Source organism: Streptomyces sp. NPDC001401, from assembly GCF_042895385.1.
Lineage (GTDB): Bacteria > Actinomycetota > Actinomycetes > Streptomycetales > Streptomycetaceae > Streptomyces.
On record NZ_JBIAWI010000001.1, the window covers coordinates 465,051 to 483,942 of the forward strand.

At 71.6% G+C, this 18,892-nt stretch carries 19 protein-coding genes and 1 riboswitch; of the genes, 10 read left to right on the forward strand and 9 right to left on the reverse strand.

Annotated features, from left to right (window positions below):
• Nucleotides 1–88 precede the first annotated feature (88 nt).
• Both ACFY10_RS02155 and ACFY10_RS02160 read right to left on the reverse strand, forming a co-directional pair.
• A complete protein-coding gene (locus ACFY10_RS02155) occupies nt 89–859 on the reverse strand; it encodes a methyltransferase (RefSeq protein ID WP_390663105.1) in 771 nt (256 codons plus the stop codon).
• A 173-nt stretch (nt 860–1,032) separates the two neighbouring features.
• Nucleotides 1,033–1,599, reverse strand: a complete 567-nt coding sequence (locus ACFY10_RS02160; protein WP_390663106.1) for an SAV_6107 family HEPN domain-containing protein — start codon at nt 1,597–1,599, stop codon at nt 1,033–1,035.
• A gap of 174 nt (nt 1,600–1,773) precedes the next feature.
• Here ACFY10_RS02160 and ACFY10_RS02165 point away from each other — a divergent pair, with 174 nt between their 5' ends.
• The 4 genes from ACFY10_RS02165 to ACFY10_RS02180 all read left to right on the forward strand — a co-directional run bounded on the left by ACFY10_RS02165 (nt 1,774) and on the right by ACFY10_RS02180 (nt 7,274).
• Entirely contained in the window at nt 1,774–2,499 is a 726-nt protein-coding gene (locus tag ACFY10_RS02165) for an ATP-binding cassette domain-containing protein (RefSeq protein ID WP_390663107.1), read from the forward strand.
• The gene (locus ACFY10_RS02170; RefSeq protein WP_390663108.1) at nt 2,471–4,555 is read left to right on the forward strand and encodes a YhgE/Pip family protein; all 2,085 of its coding nucleotides are present in this window, start codon (nt 2,471–2,473) and stop codon (nt 4,553–4,555) included. Before ACFY10_RS02165 ends, ACFY10_RS02170 begins: the two co-directional genes overlap by 29 nt.
• 47 nt (nt 4,556–4,602) lie before the next feature.
• Nucleotides 4,603–5,238 (forward strand): TetR/AcrR family transcriptional regulator, encoded by a 636-nt coding sequence (locus ACFY10_RS02175; protein WP_390663109.1) that lies wholly within the window; start codon nt 4,603–4,605, stop codon nt 5,236–5,238.
• 497 nt (nt 5,239–5,735) lie between these two features.
• Entirely contained in the window at nt 5,736–7,274 is a 1,539-nt protein-coding gene (locus ACFY10_RS02180) for a phytoene desaturase family protein (protein WP_390663110.1), read from the forward strand.
• A gap of 21 nt (nt 7,275–7,295) precedes the next feature.
• On the opposite strand, the gene ACFY10_RS02185 is transcribed toward ACFY10_RS02180, so the two are convergent.
• The 6 genes from ACFY10_RS02185 to ACFY10_RS02210 all read right to left on the reverse strand — a co-directional run bounded on the left by ACFY10_RS02185 (nt 7,296) and on the right by ACFY10_RS02210 (nt 12,341).
• The gene (locus ACFY10_RS02185; RefSeq protein ID WP_390663111.1) at nt 7,296–8,261 is read right to left on the reverse strand and encodes a hypothetical protein; all 966 of its coding nucleotides are present in this window, start codon (nt 8,259–8,261) and stop codon (nt 7,296–7,298) included.
• A gap of 56 nt (nt 8,262–8,317) precedes the next feature.
• Nucleotides 8,318–9,241, reverse strand: coding sequence for a methylenetetrahydrofolate reductase [NAD(P)H] (gene metF / locus ACFY10_RS02190; protein WP_390663113.1), 924 nt, complete (start codon nt 9,239–9,241; stop codon nt 8,318–8,320).
• Nucleotides 9,242–9,432: 191 nt separating this feature from the next.
• Complete coding sequence (thiE, locus tag ACFY10_RS02195; RefSeq protein WP_390663114.1) at nt 9,433–10,089, reverse strand: thiamine phosphate synthase; 657 nt, start codon at nt 10,087–10,089, stop codon at nt 9,433–9,435.
• A gap of 160 nt (nt 10,090–10,249) precedes the next feature.
• Nucleotides 10,250–10,621 (reverse strand): Rv2175c family DNA-binding protein, encoded by a 372-nt coding sequence (locus ACFY10_RS02200; RefSeq protein WP_390663115.1) that lies wholly within the window; start codon nt 10,619–10,621, stop codon nt 10,250–10,252.
• Nucleotides 10,622–10,712: 91 nt separating this feature from the next.
• A complete protein-coding gene (locus ACFY10_RS02205) occupies nt 10,713–11,954 on the reverse strand; it encodes an NAD(P)/FAD-dependent oxidoreductase (RefSeq protein ID WP_390663116.1) in 1,242 nt (413 codons plus the stop codon).
• Between the two features lie 45 nt (nt 11,955–11,999).
• Nucleotides 12,000–12,341 (reverse strand): hypothetical protein, encoded by a 342-nt coding sequence (locus ACFY10_RS02210; RefSeq protein ID WP_390663117.1) that lies wholly within the window; start codon nt 12,339–12,341, stop codon nt 12,000–12,002.
• A 53-nt stretch (nt 12,342–12,394) separates the two neighbouring features.
• A riboswitch (TPP riboswitch) is annotated at nt 12,395–12,506 on the forward strand.
• Between ACFY10_RS02210 and thiO the strand changes: the two genes are divergently transcribed.
• The 6 genes from thiO to ACFY10_RS02240 all read left to right on the forward strand — a co-directional run bounded on the left by thiO (nt 12,504) and on the right by ACFY10_RS02240 (nt 18,180).
• A complete protein-coding gene (gene thiO / locus ACFY10_RS02215) occupies nt 12,504–13,658 on the forward strand; it encodes a glycine oxidase ThiO (RefSeq protein ID WP_390663118.1) in 1,155 nt (384 codons plus the stop codon). (Overlaps the previous riboswitch by 3 nt.)
• The gene (thiS, locus tag ACFY10_RS02220; RefSeq protein ID WP_390663119.1) at nt 13,655–13,855 is read left to right on the forward strand and encodes a sulfur carrier protein ThiS; all 201 of its coding nucleotides are present in this window, start codon (nt 13,655–13,657) and stop codon (nt 13,853–13,855) included. Before thiO ends, thiS begins: the two co-directional genes overlap by 4 nt.
• Nucleotides 13,856–13,858: 3 nt before the next feature.
• Nucleotides 13,859–14,653, forward strand: coding sequence for a thiazole synthase (locus tag ACFY10_RS02225; protein ID WP_390663120.1), 795 nt, complete (start codon nt 13,859–13,861; stop codon nt 14,651–14,653).
• Nucleotides 14,654–14,771: 118 nt separating this feature from the next.
• On the forward strand, nt 14,772–16,697 hold the full coding sequence (gene pknB / locus ACFY10_RS02230) for a Stk1 family PASTA domain-containing Ser/Thr kinase (RefSeq protein WP_390663121.1): 1,926 nt from the start codon (nt 14,772–14,774) through the stop codon (nt 16,695–16,697).
• A 34-nt stretch (nt 16,698–16,731) separates the two neighbouring features.
• The gene (locus tag ACFY10_RS02235) at nt 16,732–17,601 is read left to right on the forward strand and encodes a deoxyribonuclease IV (RefSeq protein WP_390663122.1); all 870 of its coding nucleotides are present in this window, start codon (nt 16,732–16,734) and stop codon (nt 17,599–17,601) included.
• 84 nt (nt 17,602–17,685) lie between these two features.
• On the forward strand, nt 17,686–18,180 hold the full coding sequence (locus tag ACFY10_RS02240) for a DUF4396 domain-containing protein (RefSeq protein ID WP_390663123.1): 495 nt from the start codon (nt 17,686–17,688) through the stop codon (nt 18,178–18,180).
• Nucleotides 18,181–18,202: 22 nt separating this feature from the next.
• On the opposite strand, the gene ACFY10_RS02245 is transcribed toward ACFY10_RS02240, so the two are convergent.
• Nucleotides 18,203–18,850, reverse strand: coding sequence for a sulfite oxidase-like oxidoreductase (locus ACFY10_RS02245; RefSeq protein WP_390663124.1), 648 nt, complete (start codon nt 18,848–18,850; stop codon nt 18,203–18,205).
• Nucleotides 18,851–18,892 lie beyond the last annotated feature (42 nt).

Genomic DNA, 18,892 nt, shown 5'->3' on the forward strand with positions numbered 1-18,892 from the left:
ATACGGCGCTGAACGCCCGATCGGGGGGCCTGTGGCGTACTCCATGTGCGGCCAAGTCCCTGATCAGCGGCGCACCTCAGGAGGCGGCTCAGGCCTCGGCGGCCCCCTGCGTCTCGCCGAGCACGTGGAGCTGGGTGGCCACGGAGTGGAAGGCGGGGAGTTCGGCCGCCGCCTCCTCCAGCTTCAGCAGCGCCTCCAGGGCGCCGGGCTCGGTGTCCACGAGGACGCCCGGGACGAGGTCGGCGAAGACCCGCACGCCGTGCACGGCGCCGACCCTGAGGCCCGCGCCCTCGACCAGCTCGGTGAGCTGGTCGGCGGTGAAGCGGCGCGGCACGGGGTCGCCCGCGCCCCAGCGGCCGTTCGGGTCGGCGAGGGCCTGCCTCGCCTCCTTGAAGTGGCCGGCGAGGGCGCGCGCGAGCACGGCGCCGCCGAGGCCCGCGGCGAGGAGACTGAGAACGCCCTCGGAGCGCAGGGCGGCCACGGCGTTGCGCACGCCCTCGGCCGGGTCGTCGACGTACTCCAGGACGCCGTGGCACAGCACCACGTCGTAACCGCCGCGCTCGACCACGTCGAAGAGGCCGTGGGCGTCGCCCTGGACGCCCTTCACACGGTCGGCGACGCCGGCCTCGGCAGTGCGGCGCTCCAGTGCGAACAGCGCGTTGGGGCTGGGGTCGACGACGGTGACCCGATGGCCGAGGCTGGCGACGGGCACCGCGAACTTGCCGCTGCCGCCCCCGGTGTCGAGAACGTCAAGGGACTCCCGCCCGGTGGCCTTCACCCGGCGTTCGAGGGCGTCCTGGAGGACCTCCCAGACCACGGCGGTACGGAGGGAGGCGCGGGGGCGGCTCGGGTCCGACACGGCAGTTGACTCCTCGGCGCGGCACCGCCCATTGCACGGCGGAGCGAACGGGGCGCCTCCCCTGCCGGGGTACGGGAGGGAAGGCTTCAGGCGCCCTCCACCCTATTGCCTCCACTGCCCCAGCTGGTCACCGCAAAGGCACACCCGCCGAACGTCTCGTAAGGCGGACTCGCTCATCCCGTGTCCGGGAAGCCGCGGTCGCTCTCCGCGTCGGCCTGCGGGTGGTCGGCGTCCTGGCGCGGCTGCGGCAGGACCGGCTGGAGGACGAGCATCCGCTCGACGAGGCGCAGGAACATCGCCACGTCGCGTATCAGGTCGTCGGCGTCCCGGCGGTTGGCCGCGCCCTGGATACCCGCCTCGGCCAGGGCGCGGCGCCGTGCCCCGGAGGCGAACAGCGCGCTCCACTCGGTCAGTTCGGGCGCGATTTCGGGGAGCACTTCCCAGGCGCTCCTGATGCGGGCGCGGCGTCGGGAGGTGGGCTCGGGGCGGCCTCGCGCGGCGAGCACGGCGGCGGCCGTGCGCAGGGCGGCGAGGTGGGCGGTGGCATAGCGCTCGTTGGGCGTTTCGAGGACGGCCGCCTCGTCCAGTCCGGCGCGGGCCTGGGCGAGCAGGTCGAGGGCGGCGGGCGGGGCCGTGGTCCGGCGGAGCACCGGGTGGACGTCGCTCGCCGGGCCGGTCAGTGAGGGGGCAGGGCCGGTGGCACGGCGCCGGCGGGCGGCGGCTGCGTGGTAGGTGGCCATGACGAACCTCCTGTCGTCTGCGTGACGGCATGCCCTGAAACGGGGTGCCGTATGTGCCCATCGTGCGGTATGCCACTGACAATCCGTTCTGACCTGCGCTTTTGCTTCGATCGAAGGTTCGGGATAGTTTTTGCACTGACCAGTCAGTTCAATTTCAGGGGATGGGGGGAAACCGTGCCCGGAATCGGTGTCACGGCCCGCGGCCTCGGACTCAGGGGCCCTCGCGGCTGGGCCTTCCGCGACGTCACGTTCGACGCGGAGCCCGGCGCGCTGATCGCGATCGAGGGACCGTCCGGGTCCGGCCGCACCTGCCTGCTGCTCGCGCTCACGGGACGGATGAAGCCCACCGCGGGAGCGGCCGCGGTGGGCGAGTGGAAGCTGCCCAAGCAGATGGCGGCCGTGCGCCGAGTCAGCGGGCTCGCGCACGTCGCCGGGGTCACCGACCTCGAGCCGGCCCTGACCGTGGGCGAGCATCTGCTCGAACGGGCGCTGCTGCAGCGGCGGTTCGGCGACTCGCTGCGCGCGCTGCTGCGCCCGCGTGCCGAGCGCACGGCCGAGGCCAAGCTGCGCATCGACACCGCGCTGACCGCCGCCGGGCTGGACCGGGAGGCCCTGCCCAAGGGCTCCCGGACGGTCGTACGCGATCTGGAGCGGCTGGAGGCGCTGCGGCTGTCCATCGCGCTCGCCCTGCTCGGCCGGCCCCGGCTGCTCGCCGTCGACGACACCGACCTGAAGCTCTCGGACGCCGAACGGGGCCAGGTCTGGACGCTGTTGAGGTCGATCGCCGAAGCCGGAACGACCGTCGTGGCGGTGTGCAGCGAGGCTCCGCAGGACACCGTCGTCGTGGCCACCACAGGGAAGGAGAAGGCCGATGCGCTCGCCGAAACTGGCCGCTCTTGAGCTCAGGCGCTTCCGCAGGGGCAAGCTGCCGCGAGCCGCCATGGTGGCGCTGCTGGTGCTGCCGCTGCTGTACGGCGCCCTGTACCTGTGGTCGTTCTGGGACCCGTACGGCCGCCTGGACCGCATCCCCGTGGCGCTCGTCAACGACGACAAGGGGGCGAGTGCCGACGGGAAGAAGATCGCCGCGGGCGACGCCATCACCGAGGGGCTGCGCGAGAGCGACACCTTCGACTGGCACGAGGTGAGTGCCGACGAGGCACGCGCGGGCGTGGAGGACGGCACGTACTACCTGTCGCTGACCATGCCGTCCGACTTCAGCAGGCGGATCGCGTCCAGCGCGGGCGCCTCCCCGGAGACGGGCGCGCTCCAGGTGCGTACGAACGACGCGAACAACTACATCGTCGGGCAGATCTCCCGGACGGTGTTCAGCGAGGTGCGCCAGGCCGCGTCCACGAAGGCGTCGCGATCCTTCCTGGACAAGATCTTCATCTCGTTCTCCGACATCCACGGCGCGACGGTGAAGGCCGCGAACGGCGCCGACAAGCTCAACGGCGGCATCGGGCAGGCCGAGCAGGGCTCCAAGGACCTCGCCGACGGGCTGAAGGCCGCCAAGGACGGCAGCGGCAAGCTGTCCCAGGGCCTGAAAAAGCTCGACACGGGCGCGGGCGACCTGGCGGACGGCTCGAAGCAGGTCGCCGCGGGCACGCAGACGCTCGCCGACAAGGTCAACGGGATCGACAAGAAGGCGGGCCCGTTCCTCAAGGACAACGAGAAGACCATCGGGGACACCGCCCGGCTCGTCGCCGACTCCTCGAAGGCGATCCGCGACAACCTCGACACCCTGGTCAGGACGGCCCCGGTCGCCGCCAAGGGCGCCCACGCGGCCTCCAACGCACTGAACGACGTCTACAGGGCGCGCTGCGAGGATCCCGTGCTGCCGGACCCGGCCTGCTCCGACCTGAAGAAGGCGAAGGACGCGGCCGCCGACGTGGCGACGATCGCCGACGACCTGAACACGCTGATCGGCGACCAGCACGGCGACCTGAAGAAGCTCGACAGCAACCTGGCCACTCTCCAGACGCAGGCCCAGGCGCTCGCCGACCGGGCGCCGCACCTGTCCGAGGACCTCGACGACGCCGTCTCCAAGATCAACAAGCTGAACGAGGGCGCCGGGAAGGTCGCCGCCGGCGCGCAGAAACTGCACCAGGGGCTCGGTACCGCCAAGAGCGGCGCCGGAGATCTGGACGAGGGCGTCGGCAAGCTCAAGACCGGGGCCGAGACCCTCAACGGCGGCATGTACAAGCTCGTCGACGGCTCCGGGAAGCTCGCGGGCGGACTGCACGACGGCGCCGGAAAGATTCCCGACTACGACAAACAGGATCGCAACCAGCGCACCGACGTGATGGCCGACCCCGTCAAGCTGGTCTCCAAGGACCTGCACAAGGCGCCCAACTACGGCACCGGGTTCGCCCCGTACTTCATCCCGCTTTCCCTGTGGGTGGGCGCGATGGTGGCGTACATGCTGATCCCACCGATGAACCGGCGCGCGCTCGCGACGGGCGCCCCGGCGTGGCGCATCGCGCTGGCGGGCTGGCTGCCGGTGGTGGCGATCGGCGCACTGCAGACGGTGTCCCTGATGTCGGTGCTGCACTGGGCGATCGGCCTGCAGATGACCCGGGCGGCCGGAACGGTCGGCTTCCTGTTCCTGGTGGCGGCATGCTTCGGGGCGATCGTGCAGTGGCTGAACGCACGCTTCGGCGCGGCGGGCCGGATCCTCGTCCTCGCCCTGCTGATGCTCCAGTTGACGTCCGCGGGCGGCACGTACCCCGTGCAGACCAGCCCCGGCTTCTTCAACGCGATCCATCCCTTCCTGCCGATGAGCTACATCGTGGAGGCCCTGAGGAGGCTCATCACGGGCGGCGGCCTGGGACCGGTGTGGCACGCGTGCGTGGTGCTCGTAGCGTTCACCGCGGGCGCCCTCGCGCTGACCGCGCTGTCGGCCCGCCGCCGGCAGGTGTGGACCCTGGACCGGCTGCACCCGGAGCTGAGCCTGTGAGCCCGGAGGTGACATCTCGAGGCGCGGCTCCTGTGACAATCAGGTCCATGGAAAGCAGCAGTGCCACGTCGGGCGGCAGCGCCCGACGCGAGGCCACCCGGCAGAAGCTCTACGAGGCCGCCGTCACGCTCATCGCCGAGCAGGGCTTCTCCGCCACCACGGTGGACGAGATCGCCGAGCGGGCCGGGGTCGCGAAGGGCACGGTCTACTACAACTTCGCGAGCAAGTCGGTCCTCTTCGAGGAGCTGCTGCGGCACGGCGTGGGACTCCTCGCCGCCTCCCTGCGGGAGGCGGCCGAGCGCACGGCCAGGGACGGCGGCAGCAAGGTGGACGCCCTGGACGCGATGATCCGGGCCGGTCTCGTCTTCATCGAACGCTATCCGGCCTTCACGCAGCTGTACGTGGCCGAGCTGTGGCGCACCAACAGGACCTGGCAGTCCACGCTGATGGTGGTCAGGCAGCAGGCGGTCGCGGTCGTCGAGGGCGTGCTGCGCGAGGGCGTGGCGGCAGGCGAGTTCAGCGACGAGATCGATGTGCCGCTGACCGCGTCGGCGCTGGTCGGCATGGTCCTGGTAGCCGCCCTGGACTGGCAGTCCTTCCAGCCGGAGCGCTCCCTGGACGACGTCCACGCAGCGCTGTCCCGGCTGCTCCAGGGGCGCGTCAGCGGTCGCAGCGGGAACTGAGCACAAGGGAGCTGAGCACAAGGGAGCTGAGCACATACGAAAAGCGCCGGTCCGATGTGGCCGCGTCCCCCGCGGGCCACCTCGAACCGGCGCTCCTTCGTACTCCCCCGTTGTGCTCCCCCGGTTTTCCCCCGTTGGGCCCCCGTTTCGGTCGTTCCCCCGGGTTCCCCCGTGCCTCGCTCCCGCCGACCTCGGCCGGCGGAAGGAGCGGATCCGGGGCGGCTCCGTTCCGGCGCCCCGTGTCGCCGGTGCCGGAGCCGTGCCCCTTTCCGTGTCTCCACTCTCTCGTTCGCGCAGGTCGGGCCCCATCCGCGCGCGTACTCATCTCACCCCCTAGGTACGGATACTCAGACCTGCGCACTCATGCCCAGAACACTCCGTTGCCGACTGGTTACGATCGCGTCCGTGTCCGTACTCCCCCGGGCCCGGGGTCTGCGCGTTTGTCCGGCGGACCGCCCGTGCCGTGACTGTCAGTGGCGGTCGATAAAGTCGCAGGCATGGGACGGATTGCGGTGATCGGCGCCGGGATGGGCGCGATGGCGGCCGCCGCCCGGCTGGCCGTCGCGGGCCACCGGGTGGCGGTGTACGAGCGTGCGGAGACGTACGGCGGAGCGGTGCGCCGCTTCGAGCGGGACGGGTTCGGCTTCGACACCGGTCCCGGGCTGCTGACACTGCCCGCGGTCTGGCGCGATCTGTTCATCAAGACCGGCAAGGAGCCGCTGGAGGCGTGCGTCGAGCTGATCCAGGTCGACCCGTCCTCGCGGCACGTCTTCGCGGACGGCACCGAGGTCGCCCTGCCGAACGCCTCGCGCGCGGGCGTCGTGGCCGCCCTGGACGAGGCGCTCGGGGCGGGCGCGGGCGGGCGCTGGGGCGACTTCCTGGTGCGGGCCCGCGAGGCCTGGGACCGCACCCGCCGGCCGCTGCTGGAGGAGCCCCTGTGGCCCAACTGGTCGGTGCTGGCCGACCGCGAGCCGTACCCGGCGGTCCCGCACAAGCGGCTGCTGCGCACCCGCCGCGCCGCCACGCTCGCCGAGGTCGGCGCCTGGGAGCTGCGCGACCCGCGCCTCGCGGCGCTGCTTGACGGCTACGCCCTCGCACACGGCGTCGACCCCGGCACCGCTCCGGCGAGCGCGGCCGTGCTGCCGTACATGGAGCATGCCTTCGGCACCTGGTATGTGCGGGGCGGCATACGGGAGCTGGCGCGAGCGGTGTACGAGCGGTGCCTGGCGCGGAAGGTCGAGTTCGTCTTCGGCGCGGAGGTCACCCGGGTCCTGGAGAAGGACGGTCGCGCGGCGGGCGTGGAGCTGGCTGGGGGCACCTCCCAGGCTTTCGGCACTGGGGGAGGGACGGTGGCCGAGGCGGACGCGGTCGTCGGTACGGGTCCCTGGCGGCTGGGCGGCCTCGTGCCGGGCCGGAAGCTCTACGGGGCGGAGGACGTCGAGCCCGGCGCCGAAGGTCTGCACCCGGGCAGGGTGGTGGTGTGCCTCGCGCTGCGGGGCGCGCGGGAGCCGGATGCCGTGCACCGTACGGTGGTGCACTCACCGGATGCGGCGGACGAGCTGTCCCTGTTCGGGCCCGGGGCAACGCCCGAGCGGCCCACGGTACGGATCGACCGCCCGGACGACCCGGCCCTGCGCCCCGACGAGGAGCACGAGTGCGTGGTGCTGACGGCGACGGTGCCGTCCGGGACGGGGTACGACTGGTCCGCGCCTGGGGCAGCCGATGCCTTCGCGGATCGCATGGTCGCCGCCGCCGAGCGTGCGGTGCCGGGGCTGCGTGAGCGGACCCTGTGGCGCGAGGTCCGCACACCCGTGCACACCGAGCAGGAGACGGGGGCAGAGGGCGGCGCCGTCCCGCCGCCGTCGCTGGCGTCCGCGGAGGGAACCCTGCACCCGTCCAACAGCACGGCAGTACCGGGACTGTTCACCGCCGGAGGCTGGTCGCACCCCGGCGGGGGCCTGCCGCACGCGGGCATGTCGGGCGCGCTGGTGGCCGGGCTGATCGTGGAGGGCCCGGAGTTCCGGGGTTCTCAGTGAGCGCCCCGGCCTGAGGGGCCCTCAGAAACGGTACTGCTCGTCGTATCCGTTGCCCTGAGCCTGTCCCTGCCCCTGGCTGTTGTCCTGGTAGGGGTAGGGCTGCTCCTGCGGCAGTTCGCCGCCGTAGGCCTCGTCGGTGCGCTGCTGCGGGACCCACACCCCGCCGGCCGGGGTGGTCTCGCTGCCGTAGGTGCCGGTGGCGTACTGGTCCTGGCCGTAGCCCTGCTGGCTGTACTGACCGTAGGCGTCGTAGCCGCCGCCGTAGGTCTGGGTGCCGATGTACGGGTCGGAGTAGGCGGCGTACTGCTGCTGGCCCGTGGTGTCGTACCCGTACTGCTGCTGGTTGTAGCCGGAGTAGTCGTACCCGTAGGACTGGTCGGCGCCCTGGGCGGCCGTCGCGTACTGGTCCTGGGCCTGGCCGGTGTTCGCGTAGGACTGGTCGGCGGTGGCGTATGCAGAGTCGCTGTATATGCCGTAGGAGCCGGTGTCGTCAGGCAGGGGCTGCGGCTCGTAGACCGCGGTGGTCTCAGCGGGCATCGGCTGGCCGGAGCGCGCGGGGGTGAAGACGTCGTCGCGGTCGTAGTCGTCCTCGTTGCCATAGGACAGGCCGTCGCGGTTGTAGGCGCCCTGGTCGCCGTGGCCGCCGTCACCCGGCTCGAGGTCGGAGACCTCCAGGGTCGGGTCCTGGTGGTCCGGTTCGCCGCGGCGGCGCTTGCTGACGCCCCCGATGCCCGTCCGGCTGACCGCCCAGCCGGACGCGAAGCCGCGGCGGAACGACAGCGTGACGTAGGTCTGGCCGACGGCGAACGCGGCAGCGCCGAGACCGATGACGATCACGGAGGGGATCAGCACCCCGAGCACGACGCCGAGGAAGCCGGCGAAGGCGAGCAGCCGCCAGCGCAGGCGCGCCTTGTACTGCAGCAGCACCTCGCCCAGCAGCCACAGCGCCACAATTCCGAACGCGATGTAGAGGACCGTCCAGCCCATGTACGCCCCTCTCCGAGTCGCCGCTACGCAGTGTGTCGTATACCCGTGCGGCCGGTCTAGGCCTGCGGGGGGTGGTGCAGGCCCAGGTTTTCGTAGATTTCCAGCGTCGCCGTGGAGTTGTTGAGCGTGATGAAGTGCAGTCCGGGCACTCCCTCGGCCAGCAGCCGCGCGCAGAACTCCGTGGCGAATTCGATGCCAATGGAGCGTACAGCGGTCGGATCGTCTTTTGCTGTGAGGATCCGCTCTTTCAGGGCGGAGGGGATGGCGGCGTTGCTGAGCTGCGGCAGCCGCTCCAGCATCTTCACGCTGGTCACCGGCATGACCTCGGGGATGACGGGGGTGTCGCAGCCGGCCGCGGCAACCCGGTCACGCAGCCGAAGATATGACTCCGGCTGAAAGAACATCTGTGTGATGGCGTAGTCGGCGCCGGCCCGGCACTTGTCGACGAAGTGGGCGACATCCGTGTCCCAGTCGCCGGAGCGCGGGTGCATCTCAGGGAAGGCCGCGACGCCGACGCAGAAGTCGCCCGACTCCTTGATGAGCTGGACGAGTTCGGCGGCGTAGGTCAGGCCCGTCGGGTGCGGCACCCAGTCGCCCATGGGGTCGCCGGGCGGGTCGCCGCGCACCGCGAGCATGTTGCGGATCCCGGCGTCGGCGTACTGGCCGATGATGTTGCGCAGCTCCGCGATGGAGTGGTTGACCGCGGTGAGGTGGGCGACCGGGGTGAGCGTGGTGTCGGCGGCGATCTGCTCCGTCGCCTTCACCGTGCCCGCGCGGGTGGAGCCGCCCGCCCCGTACGTCACGGAGACGAAGCTGGGGGCCACGGCCTCGACCCTGCGGAGCGCGTTCCAAAGGTTCCGTTCGCCCTTCTCCGTCTTCGGAGCCCAGAACTCGAACGAGAACGTCGTCTTGCCGGTCGCGAGCATGTCACGCACAGTGCGTGCGTGGTCAGTCCTGGTGGATGCGGTTCCGAGGGCCATACCCGCAGGTTAGTCAGGGGGCGGCGGTCCCCCAACCGGATGCGGGACATTTGCCTGATTTGTCGATTTGTTGTCCACCTATCGGACAACCAGCCGGACATTCGTCGGACAACCCGCCGGACCTCCCGTCGGACAATCCGCCTGACGCCCATCGGACAATCCGCCGGGCACAGGACCCGATCGGGCCTGCGCTACACGCTTCGCAGCCGCTTCGCGAACTCCGCCGCCGCCGCGCCCGGATCGTCGGCCTCCGTGATCGCGCGGACGACCACGACGCGGCGGGCGCCGGCCTCGAGCACCTCGTCGAGGTTGCCGAGGTCGATGCCGCCGATGGCGAACCAGGGGCGCTCGGTGCCCAGGGAGGCGGTGTACCGGACCAGGTCGAGGCCGGGTGCGTGGCGGCCGGGCTTGGTGGGGGTCGGCCAGCAGGGACCGGTGCAGAAGTAGTCGACGCCCTCCTGGACGGCGGCCGCGGCGGCCTCGGACTCGGCATGGGTGGAGCGGCCTATGAGGACGTCCTCGCCGAGGACCGCGCGGGCCGCGGGCACCGGGAGGTCGCCCTGGCCCAGATGGAGCACGTCGGCGCCGGCGGCGTGCGCGACGTCCGCGCGGTCGTTGACGGCGAGGAGCCTGCCGTGGCGGGCGCAGGCGTCGGCGAAGACCTTCAGGTGCTCCAGCTCCTCGGCCGCCTCCATGCCCTTGTCGCGCAGCTGCACGATGTCGACGCCGCCCGCCAGGACGGCGTCCAGGAACTCGGGCAGGTCGCCCTGGCGCCTGCGGGCGTCCGTGCAGAGGTAGACGCGGGCGTCGGCGAGCTCGGCGTGTGCGCTGGTGGCGGTGTCGGGCATACGAGGGTCCCCCGTGGGTGTCGTTCCTGGTCGGCGGCGTACGGGCTGCGGGCCGGCCGTGGCCGCCTGCTTCTGCGGGCCGCAGTGAACCACGGCCGCGGCCTTGCCTGCGCGGACCTCGGCCCGTACGCCGGACGGTGTTCGGTTCAGCCTGTTCGGATCAGACGGCGAGCGCCTGGGCCCGGCGCTTCACCTCCGTGCCGCGATTCTCGCTCAGGGCCTGCGCGGGGGTGCCGGGCAGGCTGTCGTCGGGAGTGAAGAGCCACTCGATCATCTCTTCGTCGGTGAAGCCGTCGTCCCGCAGGAGCGTCAAGGTGCCGGTCAGGCCCTTGACGACCTTCTGCTCGCTCCCGTCGATGAAGGCGGCGGGGACGTGCAGCGCGCGGTTCTCACCTCGGCGTACGGCGATGAGCTGGCCCTCCTTGACCAGCTGCCGCACACGCGTCACCTCGACATCGAGCATCTCTGCGATGTCGGGGAGGGTGAGCCAGGCGGGGACGAGAGCATCGATCTTTGCGTCAATCTCGGTCACGGCATCAAGCCTGCCATCCCGCACTGACAGTCGGAAGCCAGAACGGTCCGACCTGGGGTTCTACACTCCGCCGTGGCCGCCGTCCCGCGTACTACGCCGTGGCCGCCTTCATGGGCCGCGCCGGATCCGCGAGCAGCTCCGGGTCCATCGGGGTGCCCCCCTCGATCAGCCGTCTGCCCTGCGCCAGATCCCTCGGCCTGCCCACCGCCAACAGGGCGACCAGCCGGTTCTCGCGCAGCCAGCAGACCGACCAGGCGGAGCCCGAGGGGTCGCCGCGCCACAGGGTCGTGTCGGCGGAGGTGTGGTGGCCGGCGTACTGGACGAAGCGGCCGAACTGCTCGGACCAGAAGTACGGGACCGGGTCGTAGACCGCGGGGGGCTCGCCGGTGGTCTTGCCGATGATGTTCGCGGCCACCGTGCGCGGGCCCTGGAGGGCGTTGTCCCAGTGGTGGACCAGCAGGCGCTCGCCATACCTTCCCGAAGGGAAGGAGGCGCAGTCGCCGACGGCGTAGACGTCCGGTGCCGAGGTGCGCAGGTGGGCGTCGGCGACCACTTCGCGGTGCACGCCGAGCTCGATGCCGGCGCCTGCCAGCCAGGCCGTGGCGGGGCGCGCGCCGATGCCGACCACGACCGCGCCCGCGGGCAGCCGGGAGCCGTCGTCGAGGACGACCGCGCCGGGCTCGATGCGCTCCACGCGTGCGTGCGTACGGAGCTCGGCGCCCGCGTCGGCGTACCAGCCGGCCATCGGGGCGGCCACCTCGGCGGGCAGCGCGCCGGCGAGCGGCCGGTCCGCGGCCTCGACGACCGTCACCGCGCAGCCCGCCTCGCGCGCGGCGGTGGCGAACTCGGCGCCGATCCAGCCCGCGCCGACGACCACGATGTCGTGCTGCCGGGCGAGCACGGGCCGCAGCCGCTCGGCGTCGTCCAGGGTGCGCAGCAGATGCACTCCGGGCACACCCTCGGTGCCCGGCAGCGTGATCGGTTCGGCGCCGGTGGCGAGGACCAGGACGTCGTACGGCACGGGCCCGCTCTCGGTGTCCAGCTCGTGCTCGCCGGGGCGGACGCCGAGCACTTCGCGCCCCAGCTGCAGTTCGATGCCGAGCGCCTCGAAGTCGACGTCGAAGGCGGAGCCCTCGGACTTGCCGAGCAGCACCGCCTTGGACAGCGGCGGCCGGTCGTACGGCTGGTGGGGTTCGGCGCCGATCAGCGTCACGGTGCCGGTGAAGCCCTGTTCGCGCAGGGCGACCGCGGTCTGGACACCGGCCATGCCCGCACCGACGACGACCACGCGCCGCAGTGGCGACCCGCCCGTTTCCTGCGTCTGCTCGCTCACCTGATCACCATAGACAACTGACTATTTGTCAGTCAGCCGTCGTGCTCACTCAGTGACCTGCTCCACAACACTCGTTCCGCTGCCGGGCTGCGACTCCCACTGCCACGTCTCCTCCAGCCGCACCCGCCCGTCCGGCAGCTGCACGACCATCGAGACGCAGTGCCCCGAGGACGTCGTCCCGTCATGCCCCAGCTGGACGTACCGGAAGTCCAGCCGGTCACCTGACCGAGTACCCACCAGATGGCCGCGCACGACGTCGCCGCCCGCGTACTCGGCCCAGATCTCGCCGTCCTTCTCGTGGTACGCGAACCGGGTGCGCGTACCCACCTGACCTGGGGCCTGGTCGGCGACGGGAGCGAGGACGAGGCCGTCCAGCGAGCGGGGCATGGCGGAAGGCTCCCTTACAGAGGCGCGGAGGGTCGGGCTAGGGTGGCCAACGTACAAGCACTCGCGGGAGCCCGGACGCACCGGGCTGAGAGGGAGGCTGGCGGCCTCCGACCGTACGAACCTGATCCGGGTCATGCCGGCGAAGGGAGGGGCTGGACGCCCATGTCGTCACGTACGTCAGACGTCCTCGTCATCGGGGGCGGAATCATCGGCCTGGTCACGGCCTGGCGTGCCGCGCAGCGCGGTTTCGCCACGGCCGTGGTGGACCCCGAACCGGGCGGCGGGGCCGCCCAGGTGGCCGCCGGCATGCTGGCCGCGGTCACGGAGCTGCACTACGGCGAGCAGACCCTGCTCGGCCTGAACCTCGCCTCGGCCCGCCGCTACCCGGACTTCGCCGCCGAGCTCACCGACCTCACGGGTCACGACCTCGGCTACCGCCAGTGCGGCACGCTCGCCGTCGCCCTGGACGCCGACGACCGCGCCCACCTGCGCGAACTGCACGCCCTGCAGCGGGAGTCGGGCCTGGAGTCGGAGTGGCTGTCGGGCCGCGACTGCCGGCGCCTGGAGCCGATGCTCGCGCCGGGCGTGCGCGGTGGCCTCCGGGTGGACGGCGACCACCAGATCGACCCCCGGCGGCTGGCACGCGCGCTGGTGGCCGCGTGCGAACGGGCGGGCGTGGTCTTCCACCGGGTGTGGGCCGAGCGCTTCCACGTCGTACGGGAGCGGGCCGCCGGGGTCACGACCGCGGACGGCACCGAGCTGGGCGCGGGGCAGGTCGTGCTGGCCGGCGGCAGCCTCAGCGGGCGGCTCGCGGGCGTCCCGGACGAGGTGCTGCCGCCCGTGCGGCCGGTGAAGGGGCAGGTGCTGCGGCTGACCGTGCCCAAGCGGTACGCGCCGTTCCTGAACCGCACCGTGCGTGCCGTCGTCCGCGGCAGCCATGTCTACCTGGTGCCGCGCGAGAGCGGCGAGCTGGTCATCGGCGCGACCAGCGAGGAGCTGGGCTGGGACACGACGGTCACCGCGGGCGGGGTGTACGAGCTGCTGCGCGACGCGCACGAGCTGGTCCCCGGGATCACGGAACTGCCGCTGACCGAGACGCGTGCGGGACTGCGCCCCGGCTCCCCGGACAACGCACCCCTCCTCGGCCCGACACAGCTCCCCGGACTGCTGCTGGCCACCGGCCACTACCGCAACGGCGTGCTGCTCACCCCGGTCACCGGCGACGCCATGGCGCACGCCCTGGCCACCGGTGAACTCCCGGACGAGGCCCGCCCGTTCACCCCCAAGCGTTTCGCGCTCCTGGAGCAGCCCGCATGAACATCTCCGTCAACGGAGAGCCCCGGGAGTTCGCTTCCGGCACTGCTCTCGACACCGTCGTACGCGCGCTGACCCCGGCCCCCTCCGGAGTGGCCGCCGCCCTCAACGAAACCGTCGTCCCGCGCGTGCAGTGGCCGTCGACGTCCCTGAGCGAGGGGGACCGCGTCGAGGTCCTCACCGCCGTCCAAGGAGGCTGAACCATGGCCGACGACCCCTTTGTCATCGGCGGTACGTCCTTCGCGTCCCGCCTGATCATGGGCACCGGCGGCGCCCCCAGCCTCGACGTGCTGGAGCGGGCGCTGGTGGCTTCCGGCACGGAGCTGACGACGGTTGCCATGCGGCGCGTGGACCCCTCTGTGCACGGTTCCGTGCTCTCCGTCCTGGAGAAGCTCGGCATCCGCGTGCTGCCGAACACGGCGGGCTGCTTCACCGCCGGCGAGGCCGTCCTCACCGCCCGCCTCGCGCGCGAGGCGCTCGGCACCGATCTGATCAAACTCGAGGTCATCGCCGACGAGCGCACCCTGCTGCCCGACCCGATCGAACTGCTCGACGCGGCCGAGACCCTCGTCGACGACGGCTTCACCGTGCTGCCGTACACCAACGACGACCCCGTGCTGGCCCGCAAGCTGGAGGACGTCGGCTGCGCGGCGATCATGCCGCTCGGCTCGCCCATCGGCTCCGGGCTCGGCATCCGTAACCCGCACAACTTCCAGCTGATCACCGAGCACGCGCGCGTACCGGTGATCCTGGACGCGGGCGCCGGTACGGCCTCGGACGCCGCGCTCGCGATGGAGCTGGGGTGCGCGGGTGTGATGCTCGCCTCAGCGGTGACGCGGGCGCAGGAGCCGCAGCTGATGGCGGAGGCCATGAAGCACGCGGTGGACGCGGGCAGGCTCGCGTACCGGGCCGGCCGCATTCCGCGCCGCCACTTCGCGGAGGCGTCCTCGCCCCACGAGGGGCGCGCACACCTGGATCCCGAACGCCCCGCATTCTGAACGCGCGTTCGACAAGATCCGAGCGTCGGTGCGACGTCCGTCACAGCTCGGCTGCAGTACCGCCCCGATCCTGACGGATCCGGCAGCCCTGTCAGTCGCGGCTCGTACACTCACCTGCGTGGACACGACCCTTCAGGACCCACTGGTCGGGCAGGTGCTCGACGGGCGCTATCGCGTGGACGCGCGCATCGCGGTCGGCGGGATGGCCACGGTCTACCGGGCCGTGGACACCCGCCTCGACCGCGTGCTCGCGCTCAAGGTGATGCACCCCACGCTCGCGGCCGACGGCTCCTTCGTCGAGCGGTTCATCCGCGAGGCGAAGTCCGTCGCAAGGCTCGCGCACCCGAACGTGGTGCAGGTCTTCGACCAGGGCACCGACGGGTCGTACGTCTACCTGGCCATGGAGTACATCGCCGGGTGCACCCTGCGCGACGTGCTGCGCGAGCGCGGGGCACTGCAGCCGCGCGCCGCCCTGGACATCCTGGAGCCGGTGCTCGCCGCGCTCGGCGCCGCGCACCGCGCCGGGTTCGTGCACCGGGACATGAAGCCGGAGAACGTGCTGATAGGGGACGACGGCCGGGTCAAGGTCGCCGACTTCGGGCTGGTGCGGTCCGTGGACACGGTCACCAACACGACCGGAACCGTCCTCGGCACCGTCTCCTACCTCGCTCCCGAGCAGATAGAGCACGGCACGGCCGACACCCGGGTCGACGTGTACGCGTGCGGTGTCGTCCTGTACGAGATGCTGACCGGCGACCGCCCGCACAGCGGGGACTCCCCGGCCACCGTCCTCTACAAGCACATCCACGAGGACGTCCCGCCCCCGTCGGCCGCCGTGCCGGGGCTGGCGTACCCCCTGGACCGGCTGGTCGCGTCGGCGACCGCGCGCGTCCCCGACCTGCGTCCGCAGGACGCGGTGGCGCTGCTCGCGCAGGCTCGCGAGGTGCGCGCCGCGCTCGGCCAGGACCAGCTGGACGCGGTGCCGCCGCAGGCCGTCGCCGCGGACCACCGCAACATCTCCGAGGACCGTACGAGCGTGATCCCGCGCGCGCTGACCGTGCCGCGCCCGCTGCCGGTGAACGAGGACGAGGACGGGATCCACCGCACCAGCCTGCTGGAGACACCCCCGCCGCTGCCGTCGCGGCGCCGCGGCGCACGCTCCCGGCGCGGTCCGCTCGCGGTCGTCGTCGCCGTGCTGCTGATCCTCGGGGTGGGCACGGGCGTCTGGTACATCAACTCCGGCCAGTTCACCAAGGTCCCGCCGGTGCTGTCGAAGACCCAGGTCGAGGCCCGCAAGCAGCTGAGCGCCGCCGGGCTGGACCTCGGAAAGATCAAGCACGCCTACAGCGACACCGTGAAGCGGGGCACGGTCATCACCTCGGACCCCGCGCCCGGCACCCGCATCCGCGACAACTCGTCCGTGGCGCTGACCATCTCCGACGGTCCGCAGACCGTGCAGGTGCCCGACCTGCCGGGCCGGCCGCTCGCCGAGGCGAGGGCCCTGCTGAAGAAGGCCGGGCTCGAGCCGGGCATGGTCACCCGGGAGTTCAGCGACGACGTCCCCAAGGGCTCCGTGATCTCCACGGCTCCGGAGGCGGGCACCAAGCGGCACGCGGGTTCGGCGATCGCGCTGGTCGTCAGCAAGGGCAGCCCGGTGGACGTCCCGGACGTCACGGGTGAGGACCTGCAGGATGCGACGGCCGACCTGGAAGACGCCGGCCTGACGGTGAAGGTCGCCTCCGAGCGGATCAACTCCGAGTACGACAAGGGCCAGGTCGCCGCGCAGACGCCCGCGGGCGAGAGCCAGGCCGCCGACGGCGACACGGTGACGCTGACCCTGTCCAAGGGCCCGGAGATGATCGAGGTCCCGGACGTCACCGGCGACAGCGTGGACGACGCGCACAAGGCGCTCGAGGGCGCCGGCTTCAAGGTCGACGAGGACCGCGGTCTGCTCGGCCTGTTCGGCGACACCGTCAAGAACCAGTCCGTGAAGGGCGGCCAGACGGCACCCAAGGGGTCGACGATCACCATCAAGATCCGGTGACGGAGCGGGTCGTACCGCATGACACCCTGAACGGGTGAAAAGTCAGCTGTCCCGCAACCCCGTCGGCGGCCACGTCCCCGTGGCCGGTGGTCTCCACTCCGTCGGCCTGTCCTACGCCCACGACCTGAAGGCCGAGACCGTGCAGGTCTTCGTCGCCAACCCGCGCGGCTGGGCCACGCCCGCCGGCAATCCGCGGCAGGACGAGGAGTTCCGCGAGGTGTGCGCGGCCGAGTCGATCCCGGCGTACGTCCACGCCCCGTACCTGATCAACTTCGGCTCGCACACCGAGGCGACCGTGGAGAAGTCCGTGGAGTCGATGCGGCACTCCCTGCGGCGCGGGCGGGAGATCGGGGCGCTCGGCGTGGTCGTGCACACGGGCAGCGCGACGGGCGGCCGGGACCGGTCCGTGGCCCTGAAGCAGGTACGGGAGCACCTCCTGCCGCTGCTGGACGAGCTCACCCACGACGACGATCCGTTCCTGCTGCTGGAGTCGACGGCCGGGCAGGGCGCCTCGCTCTGCTCGCGGACCTGGGACTTCGGGCCGTACTTCGAGGCCCTGGACGCCCATCCGAAGCTGGGCGTCTGCCTGGACACCTGCCACATCTTCGCGGCCGGCCACGACCTGACCGGCCCGAGCGGCATGCACCAGACCCTCGATCTGCTGGTGGACACGGTCGGCGAGGGCCGGCTGAAGCTGATCCACGCCAATGACTCCAAGGACGTGGTGGGCGCGCACAAGGACCGGCACGAGAACATCGGCGCCGGCCACATCGGCGAGGACCCTTTCCGGGCGCTGATGACCCACCCCGCGACCGAGGGCGTACCGCTGATCATCGAGACGCCCGGCGGCAAGGAGGGGCACGCGGCGGACGTGGAGCGCCTGAAGAAACTGCGTGATTCATAGCCCGCCGACCCGTCCCGGAATACCCCGAGGGGGTATACGGTTCCTGCTCGGTGCAGGAACCGTTACCTGACAGTGGGGGCAGTCATGCAGCACGAGGCACAGGCAGAAGCACACACGCACGCACACGCACACCATCACCCGCCGGCCGCCACCTGGAGCATGGCCGCCCAGGCGACCCTCCACTGCCTCACCGGCTGCGCCATCGGCGAGGTGCTGGGCATGGTGATCGGCACGGCGTTCGGCTGGGCAAACGTCCCGACGACGATCCTCGCCATCGTCCTGGCGTTCTTCTTCGGCTACTCGCTCACGCTGCGCGGAGTGCTGCGGGCCGGCGTCGGCTTCCGTACGGCCTTCCGGGTGGCGCTGGCCGCCGACACCCTGTCCATCGCCGTGATGGAGCTGATCGACAACGGCGTGATCGTCCTGTGGCCGGACGCGATGGACGCCCAACTCTCCGACCTGCTCTTCTGGGGCTCACTCGCGATCTCGCTCGCGCTCGCCTTCGTGGTGACGACGCCCGTCAACAAGTGGATGATCGGACGCGGCGCGGGCCATGCGGTGGTGCACCAGTACCACTGACGTGCACGAAAGACGCCGGGAGTCAGAGCTCGGGGCCGTCCCCGGGCTCCTCCTGGTAGGAGTAGCGCTGTTCCTTCCACGGGTCGCCGACGTTGTGGTAGCCGCGTTCCTCCCAGAAGCCACGGCGGTCGGCGGTCATGTACTCCACGCCGCGCACCCACTTGGGGCCCTTCCAGGCGTACAGATGGGGCACGACGAGACGCAGCGGGAAGCCGTGTTCCGCCGTCAGCAGCTCGCCGTCCTTGTGGGTGGCGAAGATGGTCCGCTCGGACGCGAAATCCGCCAGGCGGAGGTTCGAACTGAATCCGTATTCGGCCCACACCATCACATGGGTGACCGCGGGTGCGGGCGGCGCGATCTGCAGGATCGTACGGGCCGGAATGCCGCCCCACTCGGCGCCGAGCATGCTGAACTTCGTGACGCAGTGCAGGTCGGCGACGACGGTGGTGTACGGCAGAGCCGTGAACTCCTCATGGGTCCAGCAGTGCTTCTCGCCGTCCGCGGTGGCGCCGAAGACCCTGAACTCCCAGCGCTCCGGGCGGAACTTGGGGACGGGTCCGTAATGCGTGACCGGCCAGCCGCGCTGCAGACGCTGCCCCGGGGGAAGCTCGGACTGTACTGCTCCTCCTGAATCGCGTTCTCCCGATTCACGCTCCACCGGCTGACCCATGACTCCATCCTGACAGACCTCGGACGGTGCACTTGACCAGCC

Excerpts from the sequence above, each read along its gene's own strand:
- ACFY10_RS02245 (WP_390663124.1), bottom strand. The coding sequence starts at position 18,850 with ATGGGTCAGCCGGTGGAGCGTGAATCGGGAGAACGCGATTCAGGAGGA.
- ACFY10_RS02210 (WP_390663117.1), bottom strand. The coding sequence starts at position 12,341 with ATGCCCCGCTCGCTGGACGGCCTCGTCCTCGCTCCCGTCGCCGACCAG.
- metF (WP_390663113.1), bottom strand. The coding sequence starts at position 9,241 with ATGGCCCTCGGAACCGCATCCACCAGGACTGACCACGCACGCACTGTG.
- ACFY10_RS02170 (WP_390663108.1), top strand. The coding sequence starts at position 2,471 with ATGCGCTCGCCGAAACTGGCCGCTCTTGAGCTCAGGCGCTTCCGCAGG.
- ACFY10_RS02240 (WP_390663123.1), top strand. The coding sequence starts at position 17,686 with ATGCAGCACGAGGCACAGGCAGAAGCACACACGCACGCACACGCACAC.
- thiE (WP_390663114.1), bottom strand. The coding sequence starts at position 10,089 with ATGCCCGACACCGCCACCAGCGCACACGCCGAGCTCGCCGACGCCCGC.
- ACFY10_RS02225 (WP_390663120.1), top strand. The coding sequence starts at position 13,859 with ATGGCCGACGACCCCTTTGTCATCGGCGGTACGTCCTTCGCGTCCCGC.
- ACFY10_RS02180 (WP_390663110.1), top strand. The coding sequence starts at position 5,736 with ATGGGACGGATTGCGGTGATCGGCGCCGGGATGGGCGCGATGGCGGCC.
- ACFY10_RS02160 (WP_390663106.1), bottom strand. The coding sequence starts at position 1,599 with ATGGCCACCTACCACGCAGCCGCCGCCCGCCGGCGCCGTGCCACCGGC.
- ACFY10_RS02175 (WP_390663109.1), top strand. The coding sequence starts at position 4,603 with ATGGAAAGCAGCAGTGCCACGTCGGGCGGCAGCGCCCGACGCGAGGCC.
- ACFY10_RS02185 (WP_390663111.1), bottom strand. The coding sequence starts at position 8,261 with ATGGGCTGGACGGTCCTCTACATCGCGTTCGGAATTGTGGCGCTGTGG.
- thiS (WP_390663119.1), top strand. The coding sequence starts at position 13,655 with ATGAACATCTCCGTCAACGGAGAGCCCCGGGAGTTCGCTTCCGGCACT.
- thiO (WP_390663118.1), top strand. The coding sequence starts at position 12,504 with ATGTCGTCACGTACGTCAGACGTCCTCGTCATCGGGGGCGGAATCATC.